Below are 12746 nucleotides of genomic sequence, written 5' to 3' on the forward strand. Positions count from 1 at the left end.
CAGGGGTCTCGCGCGCTGACGCCGTTAAGCTGGCCCTGTCCCAGGTGCTCGCGAGCCAGCTTCACGGCGTCAGCGCGCGAGACCCCTGGACCTTCGGGACCGTGGCGGCGCTGCTCGCGGCCGTGGCGTTGCTCGCCTGCTGGGTTCCGGCCCGGCGGGCGACGCGGATGGACCCGCTTCAAGCGCTCCGGAAGGAATGACAGCCGGCCGAGCGCGTCCCAGGCGTGGGATGCGCGAATCCCAGCCATGGAACGTGTCTGGATGACATGTCGCGTTAATGGGGTTTCTCCTCGGAGTCCAACCCCAGGGGGCGGGAATCAGAAGCCTGCTCGTATGTTGGGTTCCACGGGAAATCTTCCCCGCTTTTTACTGGCTTGACCCAGCCAGGAGCTTCCCGCAGAACCGCGACACCCATGGCCCTGGAAAGGACCGTTTCATGAAGCGCTTGTTCGTGATTGCCACCCTCCTCGGCGCGGCTCCCGCGATGGCCGACGAGGGCATGTGGACCTACAACAACTTTCCCTCCGCGAAGGTGAAGGAGAAGTACGGCTTCGAGCCTTCCCAGCAGTGGCTGGACAACGTGCGCCTGTCCTCGGCGCGCCTGGCGGGCGGATGTTCGGCCAGCTTCGTGTCCGGCAACGGCCTGGTGATGACGAATCACCACTGCGCGCGCGGCTGTATCAGCCAGCTCTCCACGGCGAAGAAGGACTACATCGCCAACGGCTTCTACGCGAAGACGCAGCGCGAGGAGACCCAGTGCCCGGCGATGGAGATCAACCAGCTGGTCAAGATCACCGACGTCACGGAGACGCTGAACAAGGCCACCCAGGGGCTGACGGGCAAGCAGTACGCCGACACCCTGAAGGCGAAGATGTCCGAGCTGGAGCAGGCCTGCTCCGCGGGCAACGCCAAGGCGCGCTGTGACGTCGTCACCCTGTACCAGGGCGGCCAGTACAACCTCTACGAGTACAAGCGCTTCCAGGACGTCCGCCTGGTGATGGCGCCCGAGCACGCCATCGCGTTCTTCGGCGGCGACCCGGACAACTTCGAGTTCCCCCGCTACGACCTCGACGTGACGTTCCTGCGCGTCTACGAGGACGGCAAGCCGGCGACGACGAACAACTTCTTCAAGTGGTCCGACAAGGGCGCGAAGGAAGGCGAGCTGACCTTCATCTCCGGCCACCCGGGCCGCACCTCGCGTGGCCTCACCGTCGCGGAGCTGGAGTTCCACCGCGACGTGCAGCTCCCCAAGACGCTGATGATGCTCTCGGAGATGCGCGGCATGCTGACGGAGTTCGGCCGCCGTGGCGCCGAGCAGCGCCGCATCTCCACCAACATGCTGTTCGGCGTGGAGAACGCGGTGAAGGCGATGAAGGGCCGTCACGAGGCCCTGCTGGACAAGACGTTCTTCGCGCAGAAGGTCGCCGCCGAGCAGGAGCTGCGCAAGAAGGTCAACGCCAACCCGGAGATGAAGAAGAAGTACGGCGCGGCCTGGGATGAGATCGCCAAGGCCCAGACGGAGCTGCGCAACATCCGCAAGGACCTGACGTTCATGGAGCACGGCGGCGGCCTGTCCTCCTCGCTGTTCCAGGTGGCCCGCACGCTGGTGCGCGGCGCCGAGGAGCTGCCGAAGGCGAACGGCGAGCGCCTGCGTGAGTTCAACCAGGCCAACGTCCCGGCGCTGGAGGCCCAGCTGTTCAGCCCGGCGCCCATCTACCCGGAGCTGGAGATTGCCCGCCTGACGTTCAGCCTCACCAAGATGCGCGAGGAGCTGGGCTCCGACCACCCCTTCGTGAAGAAGGTGCTGGGCAAGGAGTCCCCGGAGAAGCTGGCCGCCCGGCTGGTGAAGGGCACGAAGCTGCGCGACGTGAAGGCCCGCCAGGCGCTCCACAAGGGCGGCAAGGCGGCCATCGCGGCGTCCAAGGACCCGATGATCCAGCTGGCCGTCGCGCTGGACCCGGACATGCGGGCCGTGCGCAAGACGTTCGAGGAGAACGTCGAGTCCGTCCTCCGCAAGAACAGCGAGCTGGTGGCCAAGGCCAAGTTCGAGATCTACGGCACCAACCAGTACCCGGACGCGACGTTCAGCCTGCGCCTGTCCTACGGCGCGGTGAAGGGCTACTCGGAGAATGGCAAGCAGGTCAGCCCCATCACCCAGATGGCGGGCACCTTCGCGCACGCCACGGGTGAGGAGCCCTTCGCGCTGCCGAAGTCCTGGCTGAAGAACGAGAAGGCGCTGGACGGCACCACGCCGATGAACTTCGTCTCCACCAACGACATCATCGGTGGCAACTCCGGCTCGCCCGTCATCAACAAGGACGCGGAGATCGTCGGAATCGTGTTCGACGGCAACATCCAGTCCCTGGGCGGCGAGTACGGCTTCGACGAGAGCGTCAACCGCTCGGTCAGCGTCCACAGCCAGGCCATCATCGAGTCGCTGACGAAGATCTACGGCGCCACGCGGCTGCTCGAGGAGCTGCGTCCCGGCAGCACCAAGATCCCGCCCGTGAAGGCCAGCCCGGCGGGGTGATGCCTCCGGGCGAAGCAGGGGGCCCCGGCGCGGTCGGCCAGGGCCCCTGAAACACGAAGAGGCTGCCCGGCACCCGCACCGGGCAGCCGCCCTACTCCCACTCAATCGTCGCGGGAGGCTTGGACGAGATGTCGTAGGCGACGCGGTTGATGCCGCGCACCTCGTTGGTGATGCGCGTGGAGATGCGCTCCAGCACGGCGAACGGCAGCCGGGCCCAGTCCGCCGTCATGCCGTCCACGCTGGTGACGGCGCGCAGCACGCAGGTGGACTCGTAGGTGCGCTCGTCGCCCATGACGCCCACGCTCTGCACCGGCAGCAGCACCGCGAAGGCCTGCCACACTTCCTTGTAGAGGCCGGCGGCGCGGATCTCCTCCTGGACGATGGCGTCCGCGCGCCGCACCAGCTCCAGGCGCTGCTCGGTGACTTCCCCCAGCACGCGGATGGCCAGGCCGGGGCCGGGGAATGGCTGGCGGGACACCATCTCATCCGGCAGCCCCAGCTCGCGGCCCAGGGCGCGGACCTCGTCCTTGAAGAGCTCGCGCAGCGGCTCCACCAGCTTGAGCTTCATCGTCTCCGGCAGGCCGCCCACGTTGTGGTGGCTCTTGATGGTGACGGAGGGGCCCTTGTACGACACGGACTCGATGACGTCCGGGTACAGCGTGCCCTGGGCCAGGAACTCCGCGTCCTGCACGTCGCGCGAGGCCTCCTCGAACACGGCGATGAACTCGCGGCCGATGATCTTCCGCTTCTTCTCCGGGTCCGTCACCCCGGCCAGCTTGTCCAGGAAGCGCTGGCGGGCATCCACCGTCTTCAGCGGGACGTGGAAGCGGTCCACGAAGAGCGCCTCCACCTGGGCTCGCTCGTCCTGACGGAGCACCCCGTTGTCCACGAAGATGCACTGGAGCCGGGGGCCAATGGCCCGGTGCAGCAGCAGCGCGGCCACGGAGCTGTCCACGCCGCCGGACAGCGCGCAGATGACCCGGCCGTGCTCACCCACCTGGCGGCGGATGGTGCCCACGGCCTCGTCGATGAAGCCCTTCATCGTCCACGAGCCGCTGACCTTGCACTCGTTGAAGACGAAGGCGCGCAGCATGGCCTTGCCCTGCGGCGTGTGGACCACCTCCGGGTGGAACTGGAGCCCGAACCAGGGCTTCGTCGCGTGGGCGGTGGCGGCGAAGGGCGAATTGCCGCTGCGGCCAATGGCCTCGAAGCCCGGGGGCAGCTCCTGCACCCGGTCCCCATGGCTCATCCAGACCTGGACCTTGTCCCCGGGGGTGAACTCGGCGAAGGGGCCCCGGCGGGCCAGCACCTCCACCTCCGCGTTGCCGAACTCGCGGTGGGCGCTCCGGTCAATCTTGCCGCCCAGCAGCTTGGCGGTGAGCTGGAGGCCGTAGCAGATGCCCAGCACGGGGACGCCGGCTTCGAAGACGAAGGGGTCGCACCGGGGGGCATCCGGGGCCTCCACGGACGCCGGCCCGCCAGAGAGGATGATGCCGCGGGGAGCGTATTTTCGGATGTCCTCCGCCGGGAGGTCCGGGCGGTGGATTTCGCAGTAGACGCCCAGCTCGCGGACGCGCCGGGCGATGAGCTGGGTGTACTGGCTCCCGAAATCGAGGATCAGGATTTTTTCGGCGTGCAGGTCCACCTGGGGGTCTCCAAGAGGGGCGTCGTTGACGGCTGGGGGCCCTTATCGCTACAAACTTCCGGAATACAACGCCCAAGTACCTTCAATTGTTCGAGGCCTGGATGCTCCGCCGCCTGTCCGCCCCTACCGCTGCTGCGACCCTACTCCTGCTGTCCGCCTCCGGATGCGTGAAGGAGATCTCCTCGGATGAGCGGCTGGACCGCGAAACCCAGAATCTCTCCGCGAAGGAGACGCCGGGCGCCGCCGAGCTCGAGAAGATCTCCTGTGAGGACGCCACCGAGGCGCTCATCAAGGCGCGCAATGTGAACCGGCCGGAGACGGACCGGCTGGTGGACTACATCGAGCTGTACTCCTCCCTCCGCAAGCGGACCGCCACGTTCGAGGATGCGATGAACCGCAACCCGGACCTGAGCTACCGCGAGGGCACGCAGCACCTGGTCAACGCCAAGGACACCTGCATCCAGCAGACGGCCGACGTCCGGGTGGAGTTCGAGACCTACATGCGGGAGCTGGTGGGCGTGCCCACCGTCCAGGAGATCAAGGGCGGCAACACCGTCACCATCGCCCGGCTCGACTTCAACACCCTGCGTCAGGCCATTGAGACGCTGGAGCCGGACGACAAGGACACGCTGCTCAACCAGGTGAACGCCGCGGCGAAGCGCGTGGCCCCGTCCACCCCCGCCGATGAGCCCGCCCCCGCGTCAAGCGGTGGCCGCAAGCGCGGCCGGTAGGTCGCTGCTGGCCCTTGCTGGCTGGACACCCGGGCCCCGCCAGCAGGCGCGGGCCCTTTTTTCATGGCCCCGGGGCGCGGCGCGGGGAGGACGGGCCACCGCCCTCCCCTGGCGCCCTCCGGACTACTCGACGCGGTAGTTCGGCGCTTCCTCGGTGATGATGACGTCGTGCACGTGGCTCTCCTTGAGCCCGGCGGACGTGATGCGGACGAAGGTGGCCTGGGTGCGCAGCTCGTCGATGCTGCGGCAGCCCACGTAGCCCATGCCGCTGCGGATGCCGCCCAGCATCTGGTGGACGTTCATCGCCAGGGTGCCCTTGTACGGCACGCGGCCCTCGATGCCCTCGGGCACCAGCTTCACGGCCTCCACGTCCGCCTGGAAGTAGCGGTCCTTGGCGCCCTGCTTCATGGCGCCCAGGCTGCCCATGCCGCGGTAGCTCTTGTAGCTGCGGCCCTGGTACAGGATGACGTCGCCCGGAGACTCCTCGGTGCCGGCGAAGAGCGAGCCGATCATCACCGTGTTGGCGCCCGCCGCCAGCGCCTTGACGATGTCGCCCGAGTACTTGATGCCGCCGTCGGAGATGACGGGCACGTCGTGCTTCTGGGCCTCGCGGACGCAGTCATCCACGGCCGTCACCTGGGGCACGCCCACGCCGGCCACCACGCGGGTGGTGCAGATGGAGCCGGGGCCGATGCCCACCTTCACCGCGTCCACGCCGGCCTGGATGAGCGCGCGGGTGGCCTCGGCGGTGGCGACGTTGCCGGCGATGAGGTCGAAGCCCTGGAAGTTCTTCCGGGTGTCGCGCACGCCGTCCAGCACCGCGGTGGAGTGGCCGTGCGCGGTGTCCACGACGATGACGTCCACGCCGGCCTTGATGAGCGCCTCCACGCGGGCCTCGCGGTCCGCGGACACGCCCACGGCGGCGGCGCACAGCAGGCGCCCCTTGCCGTCCTTGGCCGCGTTGGGGTGCGTGCGGCGCTTCTCGATGTCCTTGATGGTGATGAGGCCCTTGAGCTCGAAGGCCTCGTTGACGACGAGCAGCTTCTCGATGCGGTGCGTGTGCAGCAGCTTCTGCGCATCTTCCTGCGTGATGCCCTCGCGGCCGGTGACGAGCTCGCGCGTCATCATCGCCTCCACCTTCTGGGTGAAGTTGGTCTCGAAGCGCACGTCGCGGCTGGTGACGATGCCCACCAGCCGCTGGCCCTTCACCACCGGGATGCCTGACACGCCGTGGAGGCGCATCAGCTCCAGCGCGCGGCCCAGCGGGGCCTCCGGTTCGATGGTGACGGGGTCCACCACCATGCCGCTTTCGAACTTCTTGACCTTGAGGACCTCGAGCGCCTGCTGCTCGGGCGTCATGTTCTTGTGGATGACGCCAATCCCGCCCTCCTGGGCCATGGCGATGGCGGTCCGGGACTCCGTGACGGTGTCCATGGCCGCCGACAGGAGGGGGATGTTGAGACGGAGGTTGCGGGTGAGCCGGGTCGTCAGATCGACGTCCTTGGGGACGACCGAGCTCTCGGCCGGGACCAGCAGGACGTCGTCGAAGGTGAGGGCGAGCCGGATATCAGGGTTGAGCATGAGCGGCGCTCCCGTGGGCAGGTGCCCGCGGGGCACCACAGCCCGCGGGTGCGGTTCCATACGAGGTACGCTGCCCCGGCGCAACGGAGAAGGGCGCTGATTTGACGCCCGTTCCCTCGGAGTTCGGGCGATAATCGCAACCCAGTATCCCCTCTCGTCTCAGGAACCGGGCATTGACGGATTCGAATCAGGGTGCGGTCGGGCTCGTCGTGAAGCTGCCCTTCGCGACGCTCGAGGAGTTCCTGGCGAAGTACGGCCCGAATGTGACCCGGGGTGGCATCTATCTGCGCGCACGCGCGGTGAAGCCCCCGGGGACGGCCGTCACCTTGGATCTCAAGCTGGCGGGCGGGGAGCGCATCATCCACGCGGCGGCCGTCGTTCACTACGTCACAGGTCAGGGCGGCCAGGGCGTGCTCGGCATGGGCCTGCGCTTCCTGAACGCGGATGCGCCCACCCGGCGGTTCCTCGATTCGCTGGTCGTCACCCTGCCCCACGCCCAGTCGGAGGTCCCCCCGGTTCCTCCCAACGTGGGGCCGGCGGACTACACGGTCCCACCCTCCACGGAGCATGCGCCGGTCGCCCTCTCCGCCGAGCCCGTCGCACCGGCGCCCGTCGCGGCTGCCGCGCCGCCACAGATGATGGCCAACGCGGCGTTGGGCCTCAGCTCGGAGGAGCCCAAACGCGCGGGCGTCGTCATCGGCATTGACCTGGGGACGACGAACTCGTGCGCGGCCTTCGTCCGCAACGGCAAGCCGGGCGTGCTGCCCAGCCGGGAGGGCCACAACACGGTGCCCTCCATCATCGCCGTGAACACGCGCGGCAAGCTGGTGGTGGGCCACCCCGCGAAGGGGCAGATGCTCACCAACCCGCGCCAGACGGTGTACGGCGCCAAGCGGATGGTGGGCCGCCCCTTCGCGTCGCCCGTGGTGGAGCAGCTCAAGGACCGCTTCCACTATGAGATCGCCGCCAGTGAGAATGGCGACGCGGGCGTGAAGCTGGGCGAGCACGTCTACACGCTGCAGCAGATCTCCGCGCTCATCCTCCGGGAGGTCCGCGAGGTCGCGCAGAACCAGCTGGGCCACCCGGTGTCCCGCGCGGTCGTCACCGTCCCCGCCTACTACAACGACAACCAGCGCCAGGCGGTGCGCGAGGCCGGGAAGCTGGCGGGCCTGTACATCGAGCGCATCCTCAACGAGCCCACGTCGGCGGCGCTGGCCTATGGCTACGGGCGCGAGCTGAACCAGCGCGTGCTGGTGTACGACCTGGGCGGTGGCACCTTCGACGCGTCGGTGCTGGAGCTGAACGACAACGTCTACGAGGTCATCTCCACCGGCGGCGACACCTTCCTGGGCGGCATCGACTTCGACAACGCCATCGTCACGTACCTCCTGGACGAGTTCCAGAAGGCCACCGGCCGCGCCTTCCAAGGGGACCGGGTGGCCCTGCAGCGCATCAACGACGCGGCCGAGCGCGCCAAGTGCGCGCTGTCGGAGCGCTCGGAGGTGCGGGTGCACGTCGCGTTCGTGACGATGATCGACGACAAGCCGTGCGACCTGGACGTCATGCTCTCGCGGCAGAAGCTGGTGGAGCTGACGGAGGGGTTGGTCAATCGCACCCTCCAGGTCTGCGAGGACGTCCTGCGGGCGAAGAAGGTGGCGCCGCAGGACATCGACGAGGTCATCCTCGTGGGTGGGCAGAGCCGCTTCCCGCTGGTGCATGAGAAGATCACGAAGCTCTTCGGCAAGCCGCCCAGCAAGGGCGTGCACCCGGACGAGGCCGTGGCGCTGGGCGCGGCGCTGCTGGCGCACAGCCTAGGGCAGTTGGAAGGCGTGGTGCTCATCGACGTGCTGCCCATGGCCATTGGCGTGGGCCTGCCCGGTGGCCGCTTCAAGGCGGTGATGGAGCGCAACACGTCGCTGCCGTCCACCAAGAGCTACACCCTGGCCACGCACCGCGATGGCCAGACGGAGCTGGAGCTCACGGTGTTCCAGGGCGACTCCGACAAGGCCGCGGACAACGAGTACCTGGGCACGTTGAAGCTGGAGGGCCTGCCGAAGCTCCCGCGTGGCGCGGTGCAGGTGAGCGTCACCTTCGAGGTCAGCAACGAGTCGCTGTTGAAGGTCACCGCGCGTGAGGCCTCCTCGGGCCGCGAGGTGACGAGCACCTTCACCACGCGCGACACCCCGGAGGCCGTGAAGGCGCGGCTGGCGCAGCCCGAACCGGAGTCGCCGCCCGCGCCTGGCCCGGCAGCCGCGGCACGGAGCGTGGGGCACGCGGGGGCCACGGCCACGGGGCCGTCCGCTCCGGTGAAGGTGCCCATGTCCACGAGCGGCGCCTCGTCGGCCCCGCGCCTGGTCCCCGCCCGGCCACCTTCGTTGGCCCCGGTGTCCGCGATGCCTGCAGTCAGCGTGACTGCTGCCCCCAAGCAGAAGGGCTTCATGAGGTGGCTCAAGGGGCTGTTCGGAAGAGCCTGAAGACGCGCTCCGCGTACCTTGTTCGCACTCCGCGTCATGCGTGATTCCGGGAAATTTCCGGTGAGTCTAGCCAGCCCCTAGAGGGTCGGATTTGCCTGCTATGTAGCGCCTCGCTTCCTTCCGGACAGACGAGCGCGCTCCCATGCATGAGACACCGCGAACCCTCCTCGAAGTCCTGGTCCAACGCGCCTTTGGCGAGACGGCGCACCGGAAACAGTACGCCTTTCTCGGCGACGCAGAAGCGGAGGAAGCCTCGCTGAGCGCGAGGGAGCTGCACGCGCAGGCGGCGCGCATCGGCGCGTTGTTGCAGGCCCAGGGCGCGCAGGGCCAGCGCGTGTTGCTGCTGTATCCGCCGGGGTTGGACTACGTCGCGGGCTTCTTCGGCTGCCTCTATGCGGGCGCGGTGGCGGTGCCCGCCTATCCGCCGGACCCGGTGCGGCTGGAGCGCACCCTGCCCCGCCTTCGCGCCATCATCCAGGACGCCGAGGCCACGGTGGTGCTCACCACGTCCGGCATCCTCTCGCTCGCGGACTTCGTCTTCGAACAGGCGCCGGACTTCCGGGCGCTGAAGTGGCTGTCAACGGATGACCTGCCCGCGGGCGGTGAGTCGTCGTGGGTTGAGCCGCGGGTGAGCCCGGAGACGCTGGCGTTCCTCCAGTACACGTCCGGCTCCACGGGCACGCCCAAGGGGGTGATGCTCAGCCACGCGAACCTGCTTCACAACCTGGGGCTGATCGCCGGCGCCTTCCAGACGGGGCCGCGCAGCTCGGGTGTCATCTGGCTGCCGCCGTACCACGACATGGGCCTCATCGGCGGCATCCTCCAGCCGCTGTTCGCGGGCTTCCCCGTGACGCTCATGTCCCCCATGTCCTTCCTCCAGCGGCCCATGCGCTGGCTGGAGGCCGTGTCCCGGTATGGCGGCACCGTCAGCGGTGGACCCAACTTCGCCTTCGAGCTGTGCGCGCGGCGGGCCACGCCCGAGGACATCCAGGCGCTGGACCTGCGGGCGTGGGACGTGGCCTTCTGCGGCGCGGAGCCCATTCGCGCCGCGACGCTGGATCGCTTCGCGGAGGTGTTCGCGCCCAGCGGGTTCCGCCGCGAGGCCTTCTACCCCTGCTACGGCCTGGCCGAAGGCACGCTCATCGTCACGGGTGAGGAGAAGGGCCGCGTCCCGCGGGTGCACGTCCTGCAAGACGCCGCGCTGGGCCGTGGGCAAGCGGTCCGCGCTGAGCCCGGCTCCGAAGGCTCGAGGACCCATATCGGCTGCGGTGCCACGCTGGCCGAGCAGCGGCTGCTCATCGTGGACCCGGAGTCGCGCATGCCACGGGCGCCGGGCCAGGTGGGCGAAATCTGGGTCTCCGGTGGAAGCGTCGCGCAGGGCTACTGGCGCAAGCCCGAGACCAGCGTGGACATCTTCCAGGCCGTCCCGGTGGGCGCGGAGGCCGGGCCGAAGTACCTGCGCACGGGCGACCTGGGGCTGCTGCTGGAGGACGGGCAGCTCATCGTCACCGGCCGGCGCAAGGACCTCATCATCCTGCGGGGCCGGAACCTGTATCCGCAGGACGTGGAGAGCATCGTGGAGCGGGCCCACCGAAAGGTGCGTCCGGGCTGCATCGCGGCGTTCGCCATAGAGACACCGGAGGGCGAGGCCCTGGCGGTGGTCGCGGAGGTGTCGCGAGATTTGGCGGAGGGCTCGGACCCGGCCGCGCTGGGCGCCGTGGCGGACACGCTGCGCAAGGCCATTGTCGCGGAGCTCCAGGTCCAGCCGCACACGCTGGCGCTGCTGCCGCCCGGCTCGGTGATGAAGACGTCGAGCGGGAAGATCCAGCGCTTCGCCTGCCGTGCCGCCCTGGTGTCCGGCGAGCTGCCCATCGTGTGGCGCAGCGGGACGGGTGTCATCTCGGGGCCCGCGTCCCTCCCCGCTCCCGAGCCGGCTCCGGCCATCCAGCCCGCGCGCTCCCAGGAGGCACTGGAGACGGCGCTGCGTGAGGAGCTGGTGGCGGTGCTCGGCGCAGAGGCTGTTGGACAGGACGCCAGCACGCCGCTGACGTTGCTGGGCCTGGACTCGCTGGGGGCCGCCGACCTCCAGGGCCGCGTGGAGAAGCGGCTGGGCGTGCGCGTCTCCATCGCCGCGCTGTTGCAGGACCTGAGTCTGCGGTCGCTGGCGGAGTCCGTGTCCGCGGAGGGCACGGGCCGACGGCTGCCGCCGCTCCAGCGCCGTCCTGACGGCGCGGCGTCCACGCCCGCGTCGTTCACGCAGGAGCGGCTGTGGTACCTGCTCCAGTTGGATCCGTCCTGGACGTCGAACCAGATTCCGGTGGCGCTGACGCTGCGTGGGACGCTGGACGTGGCGACGCTGGAGCGGGCCCTTTCGGAGGTGCTGCGCCGGCATGAGGTGCTGCGCACCCGCTTCGCGTCCCGCGACGGCGCGCTGCTTCAGCGCGTGCAGGCGCCGGGCCCCAGCTCCCTGCCGTGCCTGGACTTCACGGGCGTGAGCGGTGACGCGCGGCAGGCGACGCTCGAAGCCCAGGCGGTGCTTGATGCGCAACGCCCCATGGACCTGGAGGCGGGCCCGCTGGTGCGGTGCTCATTGCTGCGCTTCGGGCCGGAGGACCACGTCCTGCTGACCGTCCTGCACCACCTGGTGGTGGACGGCACGTCCGTCGCGCTGTTCATGCGCGAGCTGGCGGCGCTCTATGGCGCGTTCGTGGAGGGGCGGCCGTCGCCGTTGGCGGAGCCGGAGTTCCAGTACGGCGACTTCGCCGCGTGGCAGCGCGCGTACTTCACGCCGGATGTGCTCACCACGGAGCTGTCGTGGTGGAAGGAGACCCTGGCCGGCGCGCCCCAGTTGCTGGCGCTGCCCACCGACCGGCCCCGGCCGCAGCGGTTGTCCGTCCACGGTGCCCGTCGCCTGCGGCTGCTGCCCGCGTCCCTCATGGCCAGGTTGCATACCCTGGGCCGGCGTCAGGGCACCACGCCGTTCATGGGCGTGATGTCCGCGCTGGCCACGGTGCTGCACCGCTGGAGCGGTCAGAGCGACTTTGTCGTGGGCACCGTCATCTCCGGTCGAGACGCGGCGGGCACTCGCGAGCTGATGGGCGACTGCACCAACTTCATCCCGCTGCGGGTCCGCCTGCCGGATGCCGCGACGTCCGCGGACATGCTCGCCGAGGTGAAGTCGCGGATGCTGGGCGCGCTCGCGCATGGGTACGTGCCGTTCGAGCAGATCCTCGCGGCCGTGCAACAGCCCGGGGCGGAGCGCCGCGAGCTGTACAACGTGGGCTTCATCCTCGACGACTACGAGCTGCCGCGCGCGCTGTCCGTCCGGGGGGGGCTGACGCTCGACGTGTCCCTGGTGGACAACCACACCGCCGAGCTGGACATGACCTTCGAGGCGACGCACCGCCCCGAGGGCCTGCTGATTGGCTGCAAGTACTCCGCGGACCTGTTCGACGCGGAGACGGCGGACCGGCTCCTGAGCCACCTGGAGCACGTGATTCGCGGAATGGTGGAGGCGCCGGATGCGCCGCTGACCACCCTGCCGTTGATGAGCGATGCCGAGCGGCAGCACGCGCTCCACGGCTGGAATCCCCGCGTCGAAGCGCCTCCGTCCGGCACGCTGACTGAGCTCATCGAAGCGCAGGTGGAGCGGACGCCGGACGCGGTGGCGGTGGCGTTCGAGACGGAGCGGCTGACGTACCGGGAGCTTGAGGCGAGGGCCAACCAGGTGGCGCACCACTTGAGGGCCATGGGGGTGGGGGCGGAGTCGCTGGTGGGCGTGTGCC

General features: G+C 69.3%; 7 protein-coding genes. 5 read left to right on the forward strand and 2 right to left on the reverse strand.

Annotation, left to right across the window (positions count from 1 at the left end; all coding sequences use genetic code 11):
- Together HV824_RS31555 and HV824_RS31560 are read left to right on the forward strand one after the other, a co-directional pair.
- Positions 1 to 200 (forward strand): hypothetical protein (locus HV824_RS31555; protein ID WP_176424900.1); only part of this gene is annotated, 200 nt, incomplete at its 5' end.
- Between the two features lie 236 nt (positions 201 to 436).
- Positions 437 to 2530: a S46 family peptidase gene (locus HV824_RS31560; RefSeq protein WP_176420366.1), complete on the forward strand. Its 2094-nt coding sequence runs from the start codon at positions 437 to 439 to the stop codon at positions 2528 to 2530.
- A gap of 91 nt (positions 2531 to 2621) precedes the next feature.
- Here the strand turns inward: HV824_RS31560 and guaA are convergent, their stop codons facing one another.
- The gene (gene guaA / locus HV824_RS31565) at positions 2622 to 4175 is read right to left on the reverse strand and encodes a glutamine-hydrolyzing GMP synthase (protein ID WP_176420368.1); all 1554 of its coding nucleotides are present in this window, start codon (positions 4173 to 4175) and stop codon (positions 2622 to 2624) included.
- 86 nt (positions 4176 to 4261) lie between these two features.
- Between guaA and HV824_RS31570 the strand changes: the two genes are divergently transcribed.
- Complete coding sequence (locus HV824_RS31570; protein WP_176420370.1) at positions 4262 to 4906, forward strand: hypothetical protein; 645 nt, start codon at positions 4262 to 4264, stop codon at positions 4904 to 4906.
- A gap of 123 nt (positions 4907 to 5029) precedes the next feature.
- On the opposite strand, the gene guaB is transcribed toward HV824_RS31570, so the two are convergent.
- Positions 5030 to 6487 (reverse strand): IMP dehydrogenase, encoded by a 1458-nt coding sequence (guaB, locus tag HV824_RS31575; protein WP_176420372.1) that lies wholly within the window; start codon positions 6485 to 6487, stop codon positions 5030 to 5032.
- Positions 6488 to 6660: 173 nt separating this feature from the next.
- On the opposite strand from guaB, the gene HV824_RS31580 reads away from it, so the two are divergent.
- Positions 6661 to 8961, forward strand: a complete 2301-nt coding sequence (locus tag HV824_RS31580) for a TIGR02266 family protein (protein WP_176420373.1) — start codon at positions 6661 to 6663, stop codon at positions 8959 to 8961.
- Between the two features lie 142 nt (positions 8962 to 9103).
- Positions 9104 to 12746: condensation domain-containing protein (locus tag HV824_RS31585; protein ID WP_176424901.1), on the forward strand; the 3643-nt coding region annotated here is incomplete at its 3' end.

The sequence above is a fragment of the Myxococcus sp. AM009 genome, from assembly GCF_013372605.1.
Classification (GTDB): Bacteria; Myxococcota; Myxococcia; order Myxococcales; family Myxococcaceae; genus Myxococcus; species Myxococcus vastator.